The sequence below is a fragment of the Alteromonas nitratireducens genome (genome assembly GCF_040812025.1).
GTDB classification, from domain to species: Bacteria; Pseudomonadota; Gammaproteobacteria; order Enterobacterales; family Alteromonadaceae; genus Alteromonas; species Alteromonas nitratireducens.
On record NZ_JBFNPK010000010.1, the window covers coordinates 1 to 18,919 of the forward strand.

Here is an 18,919-nt window from a genome sequence, read left to right on the forward strand (position 1 = left end):
GTCTGTCGCGATTTATAATGAGAAAAGGCCGCATCTGGCCCTAAAATACAAAACGCCCGATGAAGTTCACCGGGCGCTTTAAACTGAAATAAGTGTCAACTTATATCAGGACTAGTCACAGTGTGATATCCGGCACCGACCGTGTCGGTGCTGATGCTCAGCGCGTTGCGATTCGCCTCTGGGCACCAACACAAACAAGGCCTTGCAGAAATGCAGGGCCTTTTTTTTCTGCCACCGACAAGTCGGTGCCAGTGCCTGGCGCGTTACAATTCCGCCTCTGGGCACCATTCTTAAAAGCCTCGCATCTGCGGGGCTTTTTTGATTCCAGTGTGATATCCGGCACCGACCGTGTCGGTGCTGATGCTCAGCGCGTTGCGATTCGCCTCTGGGCACCATTCTTAACAGCCTCGCACTTGTGGGGATTTTTGGATTCCGATGTGCTACCCCAATGCACAGGCTGTAATTACCGCCTTTAACAACCATTTGTAGCGGGAAATGTTGTCAAAAACCTTGCCCGGTTTGTAGGAATTATGCTCAACTGTTCGTTGCATTACAGGAGCCATAGGGAGCGTGCATTTTGCTATCGTTGTACCGGCTGAGCGCGGTTTCTTCCCGCGCTTCAGCGCTAATCACTGCAATATTTTCTCTGTTTTCTTTTACCGGCATGGCGGAAACGGCCGATATTGCGGTATTCGATGATCACGAAAAGTATGTCGAAGCGGCGTCAGGCTATGGCGTGTCATGGCAGCTTCTGGCGCTGGCAGCTAAACAGCAGGGGATTGAGCTGCAGACACAGCCGTCCAGTTGGGATGCGGCACTAAAGCGCGTAAAGGCAAAAAAGACAGACCTGGTGTTTGCCGCATTCAAAACGGCCGACCGTGCCGTATGGGCTGCGTTTAGTCTGCCGCTCTACAAAGAAGGCTCTGCTATATTCGCGCGACCGGATAACCCGGTGCAGCGTATTGAAGACATTGATGTACAAACCAGCACAATTGGTGTGTCGTCCGCATCGGTACAGGAAATGCTGGCACAGGAACTCGGCTTTAAGAATATTTATGGCTCGCGCGCCAGAATGCGCCTGTACACCCTGCTACAAAACGAGCGTCTGGACTACCTGCTGTTCGGACAGTCCATTCTGAGCTATTACTGTCTTAACTATACCAAAGAGAAAAACCGTCATTGCATGAAGCAGATTGGCGAGCCTCTCCAGTCGGCCAGAATTCATGTGCTGACCGATAAAACCAATCAGCGTGCGACGCAGTTGCTGGTGCGGTTAAACGCCGGACTGCAGGCCATCAAAAACACGCCTGAGGCGCGTGCTGTGTTTGAACAGTATGGTTTGGATGCGTCTGAACACCAGCAGTGGATAGCCGCACTGGGCGAATAAACCAAAACACAGCAGACCTGTTGCCTGTGATTAGGAGTGTTATCAGGCTGGCAGACACGCTAGACTTGCCTGAAGATTTCTCACTATCATCGTATTTCAGGACAGACCATGGGACAAAGCAGTTGGGTTAACCAGGCCATTAAGAAGATTGAAGCTGACTATAATCGCTCTGCAGACACCCATCTTATTCCTGTCATGTTGCCCGGCACACCGGATATCCAGCTTTACCTGAAAGATGAGTCCACCCATCCGACCGGCAGCCTGAAACATCGTCTGGCCCGTTCACTATTTCTGTACGCACTGTGTAACGGCAATATCCAGCAGGATACCCCGATTATCGAGGCGTCATCAGGCAGTACCGCCATTTCTGAAGCGTATTTTGCTAAGCTGCTGGGACTGCGGTTTATTGCGGTGATCCCACAGGGTACATCGCAGCAAAAGATTGATCAGATCGGGTTTTATGGCGGCGAATGTCACTTCGTTGAAAATGGCAGTATTTATGAGGAAGCCAGTCAGCTGGCGGCAAGTCTGAACGGCCATTATATGGACCAGTTTACGTTTGCTGAGCGGGCCACCGACTGGCGCGGCAACAATAATATTGCCGAGTCCATTTTCATGCAGATGGAAAAAGAGCCTAACCCAGAGCCGGCCTGGATTGTGACCAGCGCAGGCACCGGCGGCACCTCCGCCACGCTGGGACGCTATATCAATTTTAAAGGCTACGCGACAAAGTTGTGTGTTGCCGATCCCTCGCATTCGGTTTTTTACGACTACTATCAGAGCGGCGATAAGTCACTCACTATCAGCACGCCGTCAGCAATAGAAGGTATTGGTCGCCCCAGGGTCGAGCCGTCGTTTGTGCGTTCGGTTATCGATCACATGATGCGGGTGCCGGACGAAGCGGCATTTGCGACCATTGATTTTCTCCAGTCAATCCTTAACCGTAAATGCGGGCCGTCAACCGGCACCAATGTATTCGCCGCGCTGCAGCTGATATCACAAATGCAGGTTGCGGGAGAAACCGGCAGCGTGGTGACGATGATTTGCGATGCCGGTGAGCGCTATCGCGACACCTGTTATAACCCGCAATGGCTGGCCCGTCACCATGACTGTGACGCCATCAGGCAATACCGCGAGCAGCTCTTAGCGTTTTATCAGACAGGCCGGTTTGGTTAAGCCGGCGGGCAGAGGGGTTTACCCCACCAGGTTGCGCCTTCAACAGCTTTGATCACGCTGCCATTGTTAATAAGCAGGGCATCATGACGAAATCCCGTATAACGACCAAACATATTCTGGGTGTTCACAGTTGTACACACCAGATAGCCGTAGTAGATACCATCCAGTTCATTACCTAACCAGTAGCGTGTTGGTTTGTGAATGGCATTGTACTGTGTGGCGTCTTTCTTGCCGGTACTGTCGTCATAAAACGCTTTGACAATCTGTTCGTAGTTTTCCGGGTACGGGCCGTAATCGGCCTGATCAATCTGCTCATTAGTGGGCAGGGTGGTGCAGGCGGTCAGTGCCATCGCCAACACAAAGAACATTACGCGGGTCAGTGACAAATCAAGGCTCCTCTTTTTTGCTGTCTCGCCGGGTACGCCAGATTACGTATCCGGGATTCATTCGTGAGTATAAATCACGGCAACGTAAAATCCCTGTCAGCCTGCTATTCTGATCTTATGCACTGGTGCTTTGTTACAATCATCAGGTGCACGGACAGTCAGAGGTAGCACTATGAAATTCAGAATTTTACTTGCTCTTGTCGGCACCGTACTGCTTTCTCCGGTGCATGCCAATGAGGGATTTTCTCCCACAGCTGCGGGGTGTAAAGGCGTTGCGAAAGAGCTCAAGCGGGTATCTGACGAGATGAGCGCAACCAAATCAAGCATTCAGCGCGAGTGGCTGAAGCGCCAGCATGATGCCCTGAAATCGAAAAGGGATACCTGCCGGGCAAGCGGATTATCTGTCGATTAAGTGATTTGCCAGTGCCGTCAGGCTCGTGACCGACAGTGTTGGCGCGGGCCCGAGCGGATAAGGCATTTTTCCCTCGCGTTCGACAAACGCGGTTAGCATACCCACGGCTGCCGCACCGCACAAATCCCACCCATGTGCCGCTACCATCATTGCGGCTGATGCGTCAGTCTGGTGTTTATTCAACACCCATTGATAGGCTTCAGGAAACGGTTTGAAGAAGCCCGTTTGTTCTACGCTGACTACATCATCAAAATAATCAGTGAGCTTTGCATTACTCAGTTGCAGGCGCAACCCGCTAGCCGACGAGTTGGAGAACGCAATTAGCCTGAAACCTGCTGCTCGTAATGCGCGTAATGCATCAGGGACATCCGGGTGTGGCGGCAAAGACGTCATGGGACCGCTCAACACATCCCTGGCCTGTGCCTCAGATATCGCAACACCCTGTGCATGTGCCACCATTTGAAGCGCGGCTACGCCAATCGTCAAAAAATCATGTTGCTGGTGAGTCACGGTATCGACCATAGAGTGATGGAGCAGCGTTGAAAACCATAGCGGCACCTGTTTTTCATCACCGTTCAGTACACTGGCAATATGCGGTGTCAGGGCGCCAATATCCAGTAGCGTCTCATTAATATCAAAAACAAGGACTTGCGGTACTTTTTTTATCATAGGGGCTGGTCTGACAAACGAACACGTAATGAGTATCGGTGGCGGGGCTGAAATGGATCAGGTTGGCGGATCACTCGGATCAAAGATCCAGATAACACTTAACAACGCAATTTTAGACGTTATACTACGCCCCCGACCTGAGCCCCCTCGCTCGTCCGTGTTTCAGACACGTCAAAATACAAGCTAAAAATTTACCAGACGGAGAAAACCCATGAGCCGAACGTCGCACTTCATGCGATTCGCTGTACCTGCACGCCTGTCTGCGCTAAGCGCAACAATCGCTGCGTTGATGATGCCCGCAGTCACATTCGCCCAGGCCCCTGCAGATGAAGATGCAGCGACGAAAGATGTCGAAAAAGTGCTGGTGACTGCACGTAAGCGCACAGAAAGCATTTATGAAACGCCTACCGCGGTATCTTCTATTGGTGAAGGCCTGATTGAAGACACCAACGTGACTAACCTGGACGATGTAGGCAAATACGTGCCTAACCTAAACATCAGCCGTTACGGCGTGGGTAATACGGGTCATGCCTCTGTTTTCATTCGTGGTATTGGTCTGCAGGACCACATCATTACCACTGATCCCGGTGTCGGTGTGTATCTGGACGGTGTTTATCTGGGCCGTCAGATGGGCGCTAACATGTCGCTGCCAAATATACAGCGCGTAGAAGTACTGCGTGGCCCACAGGGAACGCTGTATGGCCGTAATACCCTGGGTGGTGCGGTTAACATCATCACTAAGCAGCCTGGCGATCAGGATATAGCAACGGTATCAGCTAAAGCCGGTACCCGTGGCCGTCTGGCGACCGATTTGTACGTCAACAGTGACGTCACCGACGACTTCAGCGTTTCTGCATCTGGTTCATTCAAACGCCGTGATGGTGTGGGTGAAGCGGTTAATCTTGAAAACCCTGAAAAAGAAATTGGTGAAGAGCGCGAATACAGCGGCCGTGTTGCCATGAAATATCAGGCGCGCGACGACCTGTCTTTCACTTTCGCGGCAGACTTCGTCGATAACGAGTCAGGCCAGTCACCTTATACCATCGAGTTCACGCCGAATGGTCCGACCGAATTCAGCATTGATAACGGTGAGTTCTATCTGCTGACGCCTGACCTGATTCCTGCTGATCCTGACGATCTTGGCACAACCGTGGCCGGTATTGAGTCAACCTCGTACTCAGGCTGGGGCGCTGCGTTTACAGCACTGTGGTCAGCAAACCGCAATATTGACGTGAAATTCATTGCCAGCAAGCGTTCAAGCGAATACGAAGGTGGCCTGGATGATGATGCGTCTCCGCTGAATCTGTCAGAGTTCCCGGAAACCGGTGAAGCTGACCAGACATCGTATGAGCTGCAGATCAACGGGACCTATGACAAGGTAGATTTTGTTTCTGGTCTGTATTACTTCAATGAAGACGGCAGCACCAATTCAGGTCCGTGGGTATTCAGTCCGTTTAACACCGCAGGTGGCTTCCTGAACGATGGTGTGACGCCAGTGACTGACGTATGTGGCTTCTGTGGCAGCTATGGCTATTTCGACCTGAATCAGGAAACCGATGCCTATGCAATTTACGGTAACCTGTCTTACGCACTGACTGATCGCTTAAATGTGGGCGGTGGCCTGCGTTATTCTCGTGATGAGAAAAAAGCAGATGCGCTGTTCCCGTCATTTGGTGGCGAACGTGCCTACCGCGAGGCAGAATTCAGTGAAGTGACCTGGGATGTGAATGCTGCCTACAAACTGGATAACGACCTTAACGTGTATGCCAGCGTGCAGAAGGGTTATCAGACTGGTGGCTTCCCTCCGCGTCCGTTTGGTGGTGCTGCGCAGTTTGTGTCATTTGACGAAACCACGGCAATTAACTACGAACTGGGTCTGAAAGGCCAGCTGGGCGACCGCGTGTCGTTCATGGCGGCGCTGTTCCATACCCGCTACACCGATCTGGCTCTGCCGTATTCTAACCCGCAGGCGGGTGGCGGCTTCGTGACCATCGTTGAAAACGCAGGTGAATCACGTGCGCAGGGTATTGAGCTGGAAAGCACCATTAACGTGACCGACAACTTTGTGGTCCGTTCTGCGTTTGGTTACCTGGATGCGGAAATCACCGACGTCGATGAGAACGTGGTAGGTATTGGTGAAGGCGATTCACCGGCGCTGACGCCAGAGTGGACCGTGATGATTGCACCAACCTACTACGTAGAACTGTCAAATGGCGGACTGATGTCATTCAGCGCAGACTACTCATACCGCAGTGAAATGCAGGGGCAGTCAACGTACAACCCATACGAGATGATTGACTCACGTGAACTGTTTGGCTTCAACATTTCCTATGAGCCAGCGGCGGGCGACTGGTCGCTGAGCCTGTACGGTAAGAACGTGCTGAACGAAATCTATGATCAGGGCCGTCTGGCTCAGAACGGTTACGTGGGTATTGTTCGCAGTAACGACCGTAGCGAATTTGGCCTGCGCTACACCAAAACCTTCGACCTGTATTAATCTAACGGGTTGATAATAAACAAAAACGGAGGCTATATGCCTCCGTTTTTTTTTGTTTTGATCAGTCTCAAACCGGTGAGATTACTCCCACGAGAACGGGCCGTAATCCGGAAATGTCACGTCCTCACCCCCAAAGAGCATGGCAGTACGAAGCTGGTGAATATCTTTTTGTAACTGCGTTCTGAAGCCTTTCACTTCTTTCCAGGTGTCAATAAACGGGCCCTCGCGCTCGCCGGCTTCGTAGGCTGCCAGCATCGGACCAAGATGCGCATAGCCTGCGTGCAGCCGCGTTATCTGCTTTTCGGTGAAGGCATCAAGTGGTGCGAGCGCCTGGCGTTGCGCTTCACTCAGCGCTTCACCGTGCTTGTCAGCGTGCGCCGTGAAATACGCGGTATAGTCTGTCAGCGGAATGCTGTCAGCACTTCCCCACCTGGCAATACTGTCATAATTTACCAGCGTACCGGTGTCAGGGTCGACAATCAGTACAGTAGGCGTCGCAAAATACGTGGGGTAGCCGAAGCGCGTGGTGACATCGCGGCGATCTTCCAGATAAGCCACATCAACAAACAGGGTCTCATAGTGCGCATTAAGCACGGTTTGCATCGCGGGGGAGGCAAATTTCTCTGCCAGTCCGGTACTGTCATGACACCAGTTTGCGCCAAGCACAATCATGGCGTGGTGGTTGTTCGCCTTCGCGGTGTCCAGCAGGGCATCAATATCCTGCTGCACGGTTGCGCTCGGCTCATAAGATGCGGGCTCAGCAGGCGCAGCTGTTGTGTGCGTGGCGGTACAGCCGGTGATCGACACCAGGGTAATAAAAATCAGAGGCAGAAGCTGTGAAACGTAAACGTTATTTCTCATGAATGGTCAGTGCTATTGTAAGGATAGTCGCCTTACCTTAGCGAAGATGTGCGGCAATTTCACCAGGAAGCTGTAAAATTGCGCACTGACTACTGTGGAATATAAAACTGCCCTAACATACGCTTCAGTTCCCCCGAGGCGCGCATTGTCATCAGCGCCTGGTTTATCTTGTTAAAGGCGCCTTGGTAGTCGGCGTGGCAGGTCACCGCATCTTTTATTGTTAACAAATCCCATTGTTCGTCATAGTTGTGTACCGGTGAGCCCGCTTTCTCATAAGCCAGCAGCGCATCAGGCAGGTAGATAATGGCATGGGTCGCATGGTGGTTCATCACCGCCCTCAGGTTTTCCACTTCACTTTTCACACGGATCACCCCGGCAGCGCGTGCCAGGATGTGTTTGATTTCCTGATTTTCAGGCACACCGCTGACAATGCTGATAGCAAAGTCAGGCTTTACCTCATCTGCGCTGGTTAATACCGGCATTCCCTGTGCTGAAACCAGTTTGGCTTTTGCCACATTAATAGGCACGGACGTCAGCAGGTCATAACGGCTTTCTACTTCGTCAGGAAAGTCGAACGTGTCGATACCCGGGGCATAACAGGCATAGGTTTTGTTCAGAAAACCTCGCTTCGCCCTGCGCATGGGGATCACAAGTAGTTCGAATTCGTCCTGCAGGCCGGTGTCATCAATGACTTTGGACAGAATGTCATAGTAAGCGCCGAAGGATGTCGGAAAATTTTTTTCATCAATCGGGATGGTGTGAAACAGTGAGGTCAGCTCTGCCGCTGCAATCACGTGTTTAGCCGCATGGCCTGGCAGCGCGGTAAACACCATTAAGGTTGTAAGCAGCAGGCTTTTGTAAAACGTCATAGTGTCGTGTGCGAAACGTTATCGTGTCTGTTAACCCTAGCACAGGAATTGAACGCGTTGGGACAAACAGAAATAAAAACGCCCGGCAAAGCCGGGCGACAACACAGGGGTAGTGTGTTTAATAGAACAGGTACGACACGCTCAGTTTCATGCTGCGAGGCATAATATAACGACCGTTTGGTGCATCAGGGTTACGCGGGTCGCCCTCGGTAATACCTTGCTCGTCGGTCACGTTATCTACTGAGAACTGCAGACGCAGTGCATCGGTAGGCTCAACGGTCAGACCGAGGTCGAGCTTCTCGTAGCCCGGCAGTACCACCGTATTTTCGTTGTTCCCAAAACGGTCATCGACGGCAGAGAAGGTCGCGTACACGGTTGAGTACATGCCGCCAGCCATTTCAAATGAATAGCTTGGCGTCATCCGCACCTGCCAGCCTGGCTGACGCTGTGCTTCGTTACCTTCATTCGTCGGGCTTTCGGTAATTTCTGTTTCCTGCAGTGTGGCATTGACCGACAACGAGAAGCCTGAGTCGTGGTCATAACGACCATCCAGCTCAATACCATAGGCTTCGTTAGTCAGGATCTCGGCCGGTGCGCCGGGACGACGAACAAACGTGTCACCTTTAACCTCATTGGTAAATGCGGTAGCAAAGAACTGAATACCGTCATTCATGTATTTATAACCCAGCTCGCCCTGCGTGACTTCTTTGATCAGCGAATTGCCACCGGTGTACGCACCGAAGTTGTCGCGGAAGTCATCAAAGTAAGGCATTTTGTAGCCGCGGTTCATGCGCACGAACACACCACTGTAATCATCCAGTGCGTAGTTCGCCCCCAGCGTCCATGATGTTTTGGTCTCGTCGTAATCAACCGCTTTGGTGATGTTGCCATCGAGGCCTTCATCAACGGTGTAGGTAACTTCATGGTTTTCACGGCGAAGACCCGCGTCAATGCTGAGATCGTCCGTGGCATACCAGGTCGCGGTGGTATAAAGCGCCGTAGTCTGTGCGTCGCCAACCGAGTTGATATCATAGTTCCAGGTACAGCTGTCGGCGTTATCGTTACAATCGATGCCGGTCAGCGCCTCGCCACCCTGCTGCAGAACGTGATACGCCTGGTTACCGATACTCCACCAGTCTTCGGCTTTGGTGGATGCGGTATACAGACCGAATGACACATCGAAGGTATCAAAGCGCTTCGATACCGCAAGGTCATTGGTAAATGACTCAATGTCTTTTAACACTACCCAGCGACCAATTTGCTGAACAGGCGTATTGGCGTCGTACTCTGTGCCGGTGACTGAACCAGTCGCCGTCAGGCCGTTATCTGCTACAGCACCTACGGTAGTCGCGGCCCCTTCCGGTACCAGACCGAAGGTATTGGCTTCACCCTTGGTCAGGTTGAAGCGGTCAATCAGTTTCCAGTCATCGGCCAGGTCCAGCTTCAGGCTACCGCCGCTGACGTGGCCATCCCAGCCACGGCCATTGCCAAAGTCGAAGCTTTCTGTTGTACCGTCCGGGCCATAGGCAATGCTGGCCTGACGGTTCAGCGGACCAATCTGAGTAAAGTTGGCGTCAACACCTTCCACGTTCAGCGGTGTCGGCAGATACCAGGTACCGTGATCATCGGTCTGGCGGGTGTACAGGTTCAGCTCACCACGGTCGAAAATCTTGGTGATATTGACAGTAAACTGGTTACCTTCTTCCGAGTTGAAGCCGGCTTCACGAATACCCTCAGAACTTTTGATGTAGCCACCAACCATGTAATACAAATCATCAGCCAGGGCACCACTTAGCACAAGGTCGACCCGGTTAAGCCCGTAGTCTGACACGGTGTACTTGGCTAGTGCTTCGGTAGACTCACCACCACGCTTCAGGCGGAAGTTGGTTGTCAGGCCTGGTTGGCCGTTACTGACAATCGGGTTTGGACCGCCACGCAGACCTTCTACCATTTCGATGGTTTCATCGATGCGGAACATTTGCGAGTTTTCCAGGAACGACAGAGTGGGGGCCGGATAGATGGGTGAGCCTTCCAGTGAGATGGTCAGAAACGGCGCATCACCACCGCCCGGGAAACCCCGCACAAATACGTTGGCGCCAGACTCACCACCTGAGCTTTCTACCCAGACACCCGGAATGGCTTTAAACAGGTCGGCCGTTGACTTAGGGGCCAGTTTCTCAATGTCGCTGGCATCAATGTTGGTTACCGCAAAGCTGGCGTCGATTTTACGGATGCCCGCGCCGCCCGGGGTACCACTGACAATAATGACTTCCGCGTTTTCGGCCGCTTTTTGCTTGGCAGCCGTGTCGTCATCCTGTGCAACGACATTTCCGGCCAGTGCCATCGACACCGCCGTAGCAAGTAAACCTCTTGAGAACAACGTATTCATGGTGTGCTCCTGACTAAGTTAGGGTTTCGTTGTTAACAGGATGAGCGGTATTGGTTAATTTTTTGTCACTCATCCAGGGAGTGGGAGCAAAAATAGATCGGCTTGCAATCGATTGCAAGGATAAAATGCAATCGATTGCAAAATTTTTATTTCAATCTGTTAATGAGCATTTACAATTGAACAGGCGCGCCGGAATAACCGGACATAATGCACGCGACGATAGGAACCACGCCGCGAAGCAGATATAGTGAAAAGAAAAAGACGATGGCATTACCATGGCAAATAACGAATCCCGGCTGACGCTGGCAAAGCTGGCCGAACTGGCTGGTGTATCGGCCTCGACCGCCTCCCGGGCACTGAAGGATAACCCGCTGATCAAGCAGGAAACCCGTGACCGTGTACAGGCACTGGCACGACAGCATAACTTCAGTATTAACGCTGCAGCCAGCCGGCTGCGCACACGCAAAACACACGTGATTGCAGTTATCCTGAATCTGATCGAGCACACCGAGCAGAGCATTACCGATCCGTTTTTATTAAAAATTGTGGGCGATCTGAACAAAGCCCTCAACGCCCGCGGTTATGAATTGTTGCTATCAAATTCCTTTATGGCCACTGACGACTGGGCAAACTACTTTATCAGCAGTCAGCGAGCTGACGGCATGATTGTGGTGGGGCAGGGCAAGTCGACCGAAAAAATAGATGCTGCAGCCGACGCCGGCGTGCCGCTGGTGGTCTGGGGCGAACCCAAAACGCCGGCCCGTTACCCTATTATTGGCGGCGACAACCTGTTTGGCGGCCACGAAAGTACCTGGTATCTGCTCAATCATGGCTGCAAAAACATTCTCTTTCTGGGCGACCCAGAACATGCTGAGATGCGTCAGCGCCATCAGGGCTACTGCAATGCGCTGAAAGAAAAGGGCATTACCCCTGATCCGTCGCTCACCGCCTCTATCGATATCACCTCAAAAGCCGCATACGACTATATCAACCAGCACATTCGCGAACATGGCCTGAACTTCGACGGTATTGTCTGCGTGAGTGACATGGTGGCGCTGGGCGCCCTGAAGGCGCTAAAAGAGCGCTATGTTGGCATTCCTCAGGATGTCAGCATTATCGGCTATGACGACATTGCGCTGGCCGAACTGATGCATCCGTCACTCACTACCGTGCGCCAGAATACCCAGCAGGCGGCAGAAATGATGGTGAACGAGCTCATCAAACAACTGGATGGCCAGAGCGGCGCCTCGCAGGTTGTCGATACTCAGCTGATTGTTCGCCGTTCAACTGCCGAATAGTACACCGCTGGCGAAATTAACTTTTTCGGCGCTTGACCAGACGAAGCGGAGGTGTGTGGATCCAGGGGACGCCGTGAACCCCTCCATGGGGGCTCCGCCGCCGCATACATGCGGCGGAGGCCCCTGGATCCACACACCTCCACTCCGTCTGGTCGCCCGATAACCTTTAATTGATATTTTGCAAACGATTGCATTTGCTCTGGTTGGTGGCTAGACTCAGCGCATTAGGTTAACGGAGTGTTATAAAGCGCATGTCCAGATTGCTGATTATTGGTGCCATTGCGGCCAGTTATTTTGTGTTTGCCATACTGCTTAACAGTGTGGGCACGGTTATTTTGCAATCCATTACCAGTTTTGAGGTAACCAAGCCGCAGGCCAGTACGCTGGAGGGCTTTAAAGATCTGTCGATTGCGCTGGTGTCATTTCTGGTGGCTTCCTTCATACCGCGTGTCGGGTACAAACTGGCCATGCTCAGCGGGCTGGCGCTGGTTGGCGTGCTGTGTGCGGTTACACCGGGCATTGGTGCATTCTGGACAATGAAACTGCTGTTTGCCGGTGTAGGCACTGCCTTTGCACTGGTTAAAGTCTCGGTGTACGCCATCATTGGTCAGCTTTCTCACGACACACGTTCCCACTCCTCACTGATGAACATCATCGAAGGTATTTTTATGGTCGGCGTGCTGTCCGGCTACTGGGTGTTTGCCGCCTTTATCGATGAAAACAACGCGGCTTCTCTGACCTGGCTGAATGTGTACTACCTGCTGGCCGCGCTGGTCGGCGTGACCTTTCTGCTGGTGTTAGCCGCACCGGTTGATAAACCTGTACGTGCCAAAGGGCAGGCTTCCGGCGAATTCATGGCCATGCTGAAACTGGCGTACCAGCCGCTGGTGCTCATCTTTATTTTGTCGGTGTTTATGTACGTGCTGATCGAACAGGGCATTGGCTCGTGGCTGCCCACCTTTAACCGCGAGGTGCTGGGATTACCGGTCAATGTCAGTATTCAGATGACCAGTATTTTCGCGGTCTCGCTGGCGGTCGGGCGTCTGGCGGCAGGCGGAATTCTGGCGCGCATGCACTGGTATCCGTTTCTGATGATTTGTCTGACGATGATGGCGGCGGTCATCCTGCTAAGCTTACCTTTGGCCGAAAATGTCGAAGGCCAGGCAATTACCTCCTGGCTGGATGCGCCACTGGCCGCTTTCCTGATTCCGCTAATCGGACTGATGATGGCACCGATTTACCCGGTCATTAATTCTGTGATGCTCAGTGCCTTACCAAAAATACAGCATGCGCCAATGACCGGACTGATTGTGGTGTTTTCGGCGCTGGGTGGCACGACCGGCTCTATCATTACCGGCTTTGTGTTTGACGCCATGGGCGGACAGCGGGCGTTTTACCTTTCGCTGCTCCCGATTGCGCTGATTATGGTGACGTTATTTTTCTTTAAACGCACTGCGGCAACAGTGCGCCAACAGGAGGCAGTGTAATGGCGAGGACCACGCAGTCAACGTGGCAGGATGTGCTGGCGTTTTTTGAAAGCAGACTGTTTCGTGATGTGCAGATGGCGAACCTGTTTCCTGACAGTAAAACCTTTGCGGACGCAATTGCCAGCGCACCGTTTGATGTTCTGTGTCAGCGTTATGAGGCGCAGGCCGATGAGCCGGGCTTTTCATTGCAGGCGTTTGTTGATGAATACTTTTCTCTGCCTGCACCGGCAGAAGCCACATCACCGGTAAAGGCTGCCAGTGTTGATGACTATATTCGGGAGATGTGGGACGTGTTACGGCGCGAACCCGACGTACCGCAGTACGACAGTCTGATCCCGCTGCAACACCCGTATCTGGTGCCGGGCGGACGCTTTCGCGAAATTTATTACTGGGACAGCTATTTTACCGCCACCGGTCTGATAGCCGACGGCCACAGCGATGTGGTTATTAGCCTGTTTGAGAACTTTCTCGATATTCAGGCGCAGGTAGGCTGTATCCCCAACGGAAACCGCGCGTACTACCATACCCGCAGTCAGCCGCCGGTGTTGGTGCTGATGTTCGAGCTTATCCGTGACCAGTTAACTGACGCGCAGCGTCAGCGTGCTATAGCAGGGCTCAAAGCAGAGCATGCGTTCTGGATGGATGGCGCGGACAGCACCTCGCATCAGCACCCGGCGGCGCAGCGCGTAGTCAGATTACCCGACGGCAGCCTGTTAAATCGCTACTACGATACCGACCCAACGCCACGGCCTGAATCTTACCGTGAGGATGTGCATGAAATGCAGGGGCTGTCTGACGAGGCGGCACAGCAAAGACTGACTGACATTCGTGCTGCCTGTGAGTCGGGCTGGGATTTCAGCTCGCGCTGGCTGGCCGACCCTCAGATGCTGTCATCCATCCGTACCACGGCACTGGTGCCGGTTGACTTAAACTGCCTGCTTTATCACCTTGAAGTGCGCCTTAGCGAATTAAGTGACGATGCCCGTGAGCGTGACCGTTACCATCACGCTGCGCAGGCTCGTCTGCGTGCCATTAACCATTATCTTTATGACGCCAAACACGGTTTCTATTTTGATTATCATTATCCGAGTGCGTCGCAGACACCTGTTTGGTCGCTGGCTGCGGTAGTGCCGTTATTTACCGGTCTGGCAGATCAGCAGCAGGCTGATGCCGTGGCGGAGCATATCGAAACAAAATTCTTGCAGCCCGGCGGACTGGTAACCACGCTGAATACCACCTCGCAGCAGTGGGATTCACCCAATGGCTGGGCGCCCCTGCAGTGGTTCGCAGCAAAAGGTCTCTCCCGCTATGGTCAGGCGTCACTGGCGAACACCATTGCAACGCGCTGGGTTAATCAGGTTAACGACTATTACACGGCGCACGGTGTGGTGCTGGAAAAATACAATGTGTGCGATCGTCTGGCGCGCGCTGGCGGCGGCGAATATGAAGTACAGCTTGGCTTTGGGTGGACGAACGGGGTATATCGCGCGTTCAGGCAGGGCTTAGCAGCGGTGTAGAAAAGTACGGTCGCAGCAGCGTGGCTGCGACCGGTCAGGTTTACTTGGCTTTACCCTGGTTGGCCACGGCTTCCATCATGGCTTTAATTTTTTCCGGGTCGCCAAGGTACTCCTTGGAGATGGGACGTAAGTCTTTGTCCAGTTCATACACCAGCGGCACGCCGGTTGGAATATTCAGGCTCAGCACTTCGTCTTCAGACATGCCGTCGAGGTATTTCACCAGTGCGCGCAGGCTGTTGCCGTGCGCGGCAATGATAATCTGCTTGCCACTCTGAATGTTCGGGCGGATCACGTCATGCCAGTATGGCAATACCCGTTCAATGGTCAGTTTCAGGCTCTCACCACGCGGCAGAATGGCCGGATCAACGTGGCTGTAGCGAGGGTCGTGGCCCGGGAAGTGTTCCGAGTCTTCGTCTACGAACGGTGGCGGTACGTCAAAGCTACGGCGCCAGATTTTTACCTGCTCATCACCGTGCTTGGCGGCGGTTTCGGCCTTATCCAGCCCGGTCAGGCCACCATAGTGACGCTCGTTCAGACGCCAGTGACGCTCTACCGGCAGATAATGCTGACCCATTTCTTCCAACGCGATGTTCAGGGTTTTAATAGCGCGCAGCAACACTGACGTATACGCCATATCAAACGAGAAGCCTGCCTCTTTTAACAGTTCTCCGGCCATTTTTGCCTGGGCAATGCCCGTCTCTGTTAAATCAACGTCATGCCAGCCGGTGAAGCGGTTTTCTTTATTCCACTGGCTCTCTCCGTGACGAATGAGTACAAGTTTATACATAGTTAAATACCTGTTGGCGTTGGTTAAAGTACAGCGGCTGTTACCGCCGATGAAATCAAGGCAGGTATCATCCTTGATCCTTAGCTAAAAATCCAGCAGCGAAGCCGGTTTACATGCGCTGTTAAACGCCCCTCTCAGACGGCAACTGTGTGAAATTTGAGTGTTTTGTCGGTGTACACTGTTTAGCCAAAGATGAACTTTTTTTCAGTTTTGCGCCGTATAACCCTTACGAACCTGTGGGCAACGCCGTAAGTTCCATCGCCCATGGCAATGACTAACAGCAAAACCAAAGGTGAGCGCGTGAAATATCAATCATTTTCAGAGCTTAACGTCGGTAACAAGGTCTATAAAGCCATTAGTTTCGACACTGTCAGCGGCACTTACCCGCTCGACAGACTGCCTTTCTGTATCAAAATTCTGCTTGAAAACCTGCTTCGTCATGAGCACGAAGAATTTGTCAGCAGCGACGACATAGAGCACATCGCCCGCTGGGATACCAGCGACGACAGTCAGCACGAAATTTCATTCGTGCCTGCCCGGGTTATTCTGCAGGACTTTACCGGTGTCCCGGCCATTGTCGATTTGGCGGCCATGCGTGATGCGGTTAATGCCCTCGGCGGTGACGCCCAGGCGATCAATCCGCTTAATCCCGTAGAACTGGTGATTGACCACTCAGTGATGGTGGATTACTTCGGTGAGGATGACTCGTTTGAGAAAAATACTGATGTAGAAATTGAGCGGAATAAAGAGCGTTATCAGTTTCTTAAGTGGGGGCAATCGAGCTTCGATAACTTTAAAGTGGTGCCGCCAGGTCGCGGTATTGTTCACCAGGTTAACCTGGAGTACCTGGCCCGCTGTGCCTTCACCAAACAGGAAGACGACGGCACCTACGTTTACCCCGATACGCTGGTAGGTACCGATTCTCATACCACCATGATTAATGGTCTGGGGATCCTCGGCTGGGGTGTGGGTGGTATTGAAGCCGAAGCCGCCATGCTTGGCCAGCCTGTGACTATGCTGCTGCCAAAAGTAGTGGGTTTCCGCCTGTCCGGCGAACTGCCTGCCGGAGTAACCGCAACCGACATGGTACTGACCATCACGGAACAACTGCGCAAACACGGCGTGGTGGGTAAGTTTGTTGAATTTTATGGGCCGGGTCTGAAACACCTGACAACAGCAGACCGTGCCACCATTGCCAATATGGCGCCAGAATACGGTGCAACCTGCGGTATCTTCCCGATTGATGACGTAGCACTGGATTATCTGAAACTCACAGGTCGCAGTGATGAGCAGATTGCGCTGGTGGAAGCCTATGCCAAACAGGCCAGCCTGTGGCATGACGATACCTGCAAAGATGCCGAGTATCATGAAACCCTGGAACTCGATCTAAGTAATGTGGTGCCTTCACTGGCCGGACCCAAGCGTCCGCAGGACCGCATTGCCCTTGACCGTGCGGCCGCGGCTTTCAATGAATGGCACAGTTCACAAATTGATGTGACGGTGCTTGATGAAGAAACCAAATTTGTTGCCGAAGGCGGACCGATGCCAGAGGTAAACGAAACCCACGAGTCGTTTGTGGAATTTCAGGGTGAGAAATTTAACCTGAAAGATGGCGCCATTGTGATCGCCGCCATTACCAGTTGTACCAATACCTCGAACCCCTCGGTGCTGGTCGGCGCGGGGCTGGTCGCGAAAAAAGCCGTAGAACTTGGACTTGCACGTAAGCCGTGGGTAAAAACTTCGCTGGCGCCCGGTTCACAGGTGGTCACTCAGTATCTGGAAGACGCCGGTCTGATGGAACCGCTGAAAAAGCTGGGCTTTAATCTGGTGGGGTATGGCTGTACTACCTGTATTGGTAATTCAGGCCCGCTGCCGGATGAGATCAGTGACGCGATTCGCAAAGCGAAGCTGACGGTGACCTCGGTGTTGTCAGGTAACCGCAACTTTGAAGGGCGAATTCATCCGGACGTTGCCGCCAACTACCTGGCGTCTCCGCCACTGGTGGTCGCCTATGCGCTGGCGGGCAACATGAAAGTAGACATTACCAAAGATCCTATCGGCACCGGCAAAGACGGTAACCCGGTCTACTTAAAAGACATCTGGCCGACTGAGGAAGAAATTCAGTCACTGGTGCAGGAATTTGTTTCAGGCGACCTGTTTAAAGAGAAGTATGCCGATGTGTTTAAAGGTAACGATATCTGGAACGCACTGGATGTCAGCGCAACATCGGTATATGACTGGCCATCGTCTACCTACATCAAACATCCGCCGTTCTTTAAGGATATGGGCAAAACGCCTGACCCGGTCGCGGCAATTGAAAACGCGCGCTGTCTGGTGAAGGTGGGCGACTCTATTACCACTGACCACATTTCACCGGCAGGTGCCATTGCCAAAGACAGTCCGGCTGGCGAATACCTGCAGGAGCAGGGCGTGGCACCCGCAGATTTCAACTCGTACGGCTCACGCCGGGGTAACCATGAAGTGATGATGCGGGGCACCTTTGCCAATGTGCGTCTGCAAAACCAGCTCGCACCCGGCACCAAGGGCAGCGCGACAACACATTTCCCCAGCGGGGACAGCATGTCTATTTACCATGCGGCCATGCGCTATAAGGAAGAAGGTGTGCCGGCAGTGGTGATAGGGGGTAAGGAATACGGTACCGGTTCAAGCCGCGACTGGGCAGCAAAAGGCCCTGCGCTAATGGGCGTGCGCGCGGTCATGGCCGAAAGCTATGAGCGTATTCACCGCAGTAACCTGATAGGCATGGGCATTTTGCCATTGCAGTTTAAAGACGGTGACAGCGCTGAGTCGCTCGGCATAAAAGGGGATGAAACCTTTTCCATTGATAAAATTGAGAAGGGACAGAAGGAGGTCGATGTGACGATTACGTCTGATGACGGCAAATCGCAGTCGGTTAGCATGGACATCCGTATCGACACCGCCAACGAGTTTACCTACTTTGAACACGGCGGCATCCTGCATTATGTGGTACGTGAGTACCTCAAAAAAGGCTGATGCGGACTTAAGTACTGACGTAAAGGGGGAGTCGCTCCCCCTTTTCATTCCCCGCCATCCCCTTATTTACACTGCCTGCACGGACAGGTTTTGTTTTTGAAACAAAAAATCGCTACAACAAATCGCGCGGTCTCCTTATAGTAGGAAAAACATGGGCACGTCTGTTCTG

At 52.8% G+C, this 18,919-nt stretch carries 14 protein-coding genes; 8 read left to right on the forward strand and 6 right to left on the reverse strand.

What is annotated here, in order from left to right:
• The first annotated feature begins 577 nt into the window (after positions 1–577).
• Both AB1N33_RS10085 and AB1N33_RS10090 read left to right on the forward strand, forming a co-directional pair.
• A complete protein-coding gene (locus tag AB1N33_RS10085; RefSeq protein ID WP_411271425.1) occupies positions 578–1,387 on the forward strand; it encodes a substrate-binding periplasmic protein in 810 nt (269 codons plus the stop codon).
• 108 nt (positions 1,388–1,495) lie between these two features.
• Positions 1,496–2,563, forward strand: coding sequence for a PLP-dependent cysteine synthase family protein (locus tag AB1N33_RS10090; RefSeq protein ID WP_411271426.1), 1,068 nt, complete (start codon positions 1,496–1,498; stop codon positions 2,561–2,563).
• On the opposite strand, the gene AB1N33_RS10095 is transcribed toward AB1N33_RS10090, so the two are convergent.
• Positions 2,560–2,949, reverse strand: coding sequence for a hypothetical protein (locus AB1N33_RS10095; RefSeq protein WP_411271427.1), 390 nt, complete (start codon positions 2,947–2,949; stop codon positions 2,560–2,562). The two genes, AB1N33_RS10090 and AB1N33_RS10095, sit on opposite strands and share 4 nt — an antisense overlap.
• Before the next feature lie 172 nt (positions 2,950–3,121).
• Here AB1N33_RS10095 and AB1N33_RS10100 point away from each other — a divergent pair, with 172 nt between their 5' ends.
• The gene (locus tag AB1N33_RS10100; protein WP_411271428.1) at positions 3,122–3,361 is read left to right on the forward strand and encodes a hypothetical protein; all 240 of its coding nucleotides are present in this window, start codon (positions 3,122–3,124) and stop codon (positions 3,359–3,361) included.
• Here the strand turns inward: AB1N33_RS10100 and AB1N33_RS10105 are convergent.
• Positions 3,347–4,030, reverse strand: coding sequence for a haloacid dehalogenase type II (locus AB1N33_RS10105; protein ID WP_411271429.1), 684 nt, complete (start codon positions 4,028–4,030; stop codon positions 3,347–3,349). The two genes, AB1N33_RS10100 and AB1N33_RS10105, sit on opposite strands and share 15 nt — an antisense overlap.
• Positions 4,031–4,241: 211 nt before the next feature.
• Between AB1N33_RS10105 and AB1N33_RS10110 the strand changes: the two genes are divergently transcribed.
• Positions 4,242–6,527 (forward strand): TonB-dependent receptor, encoded by a 2,286-nt coding sequence (locus AB1N33_RS10110; protein ID WP_411271430.1) that lies wholly within the window; start codon positions 4,242–4,244, stop codon positions 6,525–6,527.
• A gap of 81 nt (positions 6,528–6,608) precedes the next feature.
• On the opposite strand, the gene AB1N33_RS10115 is transcribed toward AB1N33_RS10110, so the two are convergent.
• From AB1N33_RS10115 to AB1N33_RS10125, 3 genes are all read right to left on the reverse strand, one after another.
• The gene (locus AB1N33_RS10115; protein WP_411271431.1) at positions 6,609–7,388 is read right to left on the reverse strand and encodes a thioredoxin family protein; all 780 of its coding nucleotides are present in this window, start codon (positions 7,386–7,388) and stop codon (positions 6,609–6,611) included.
• Between the two features lie 89 nt (positions 7,389–7,477).
• Positions 7,478–8,257 carry a transporter substrate-binding domain-containing protein gene (locus tag AB1N33_RS10120; protein ID WP_411271432.1) on the reverse strand — a complete coding sequence of 260 codons (780 nt, stop codon included), beginning with the start codon at positions 8,255–8,257 and terminating at the stop codon, positions 7,478–7,480.
• 118 nt (positions 8,258–8,375) lie between these two features.
• Positions 8,376–10,646 (reverse strand): TonB-dependent receptor, encoded by a 2,271-nt coding sequence (locus AB1N33_RS10125; protein ID WP_411271433.1) that lies wholly within the window; start codon positions 10,644–10,646, stop codon positions 8,376–8,378.
• 275 nt (positions 10,647–10,921) lie between these two features.
• Between AB1N33_RS10125 and AB1N33_RS10130 the strand changes: the two genes are divergently transcribed.
• The 3 genes from AB1N33_RS10130 (at position 10,922) to AB1N33_RS10140 (ending at position 14,948) form a co-directional block, all read left to right on the forward strand.
• Positions 10,922–11,944, forward strand: a complete 1,023-nt coding sequence (locus AB1N33_RS10130) for a LacI family DNA-binding transcriptional regulator (protein WP_411271434.1) — start codon at positions 10,922–10,924, stop codon at positions 11,942–11,944.
• Between the two features lie 251 nt (positions 11,945–12,195).
• Positions 12,196–13,431, forward strand: a complete 1,236-nt coding sequence (locus AB1N33_RS10135; RefSeq protein ID WP_411271435.1) for an MFS transporter — start codon at positions 12,196–12,198, stop codon at positions 13,429–13,431.
• Complete coding sequence (locus AB1N33_RS10140) at positions 13,431–14,948, forward strand: trehalase family glycosidase (protein ID WP_411271436.1); 1,518 nt, start codon at positions 13,431–13,433, stop codon at positions 14,946–14,948. Before AB1N33_RS10135 ends, AB1N33_RS10140 begins: the two co-directional genes overlap by 1 nt.
• A gap of 40 nt (positions 14,949–14,988) precedes the next feature.
• Here AB1N33_RS10140 and gpmA read toward each other — a convergent pair whose 3' ends face one another.
• A complete protein-coding gene (gpmA, locus tag AB1N33_RS10145) occupies positions 14,989–15,735 on the reverse strand; it encodes a 2,3-diphosphoglycerate-dependent phosphoglycerate mutase (RefSeq protein ID WP_411271437.1) in 747 nt (248 codons plus the stop codon).
• Between the two features lie 300 nt (positions 15,736–16,035).
• Between gpmA and acnA the strand changes: the two genes are divergently transcribed.
• A complete protein-coding gene (gene acnA / locus AB1N33_RS10150; RefSeq protein ID WP_411271438.1) occupies positions 16,036–18,750 on the forward strand; it encodes an aconitate hydratase AcnA in 2,715 nt (904 codons plus the stop codon).
• Positions 18,751–18,919 lie beyond the last annotated feature (169 nt).

What these genes read in the sequence shown, in the direction of transcription:
- AB1N33_RS10090 (WP_411271426.1), top strand. Translation starts at nt 1,496, where the DNA reads ATGGGACAAAGCAGTTGGGTTAACCAGGCCATTAAGAAGATTGAAGCT.
- AB1N33_RS10100 (WP_411271428.1), top strand. Translation starts at nt 3,122, where the DNA reads ATGAAATTCAGAATTTTACTTGCTCTTGTCGGCACCGTACTGCTTTCT.
- AB1N33_RS10105 (WP_411271429.1), bottom strand. Translation starts at nt 4,030, where the DNA reads ATGATAAAAAAAGTACCGCAAGTCCTTGTTTTTGATATTAATGAGACG.
- AB1N33_RS10110 (WP_411271430.1), top strand. Translation starts at nt 4,242, where the DNA reads ATGAGCCGAACGTCGCACTTCATGCGATTCGCTGTACCTGCACGCCTG.
- AB1N33_RS10115 (WP_411271431.1), bottom strand. Translation starts at nt 7,388, where the DNA reads ATGAGAAATAACGTTTACGTTTCACAGCTTCTGCCTCTGATTTTTATT.
- AB1N33_RS10120 (WP_411271432.1), bottom strand. Translation starts at nt 8,257, where the DNA reads ATGACGTTTTACAAAAGCCTGCTGCTTACAACCTTAATGGTGTTTACC.
- AB1N33_RS10125 (WP_411271433.1), bottom strand. Translation starts at nt 10,646, where the DNA reads ATGAATACGTTGTTCTCAAGAGGTTTACTTGCTACGGCGGTGTCGATG.
- AB1N33_RS10130 (WP_411271434.1), top strand. Translation starts at nt 10,922, where the DNA reads ATGGCAAATAACGAATCCCGGCTGACGCTGGCAAAGCTGGCCGAACTG.
- AB1N33_RS10135 (WP_411271435.1), top strand. Translation starts at nt 12,196, where the DNA reads ATGTCCAGATTGCTGATTATTGGTGCCATTGCGGCCAGTTATTTTGTG.
- AB1N33_RS10140 (WP_411271436.1), top strand. Translation starts at nt 13,431, where the DNA reads ATGGCGAGGACCACGCAGTCAACGTGGCAGGATGTGCTGGCGTTTTTT.
- gpmA (WP_411271437.1), bottom strand. Translation starts at nt 15,735, where the DNA reads ATGTATAAACTTGTACTCATTCGTCACGGAGAGAGCCAGTGGAATAAA.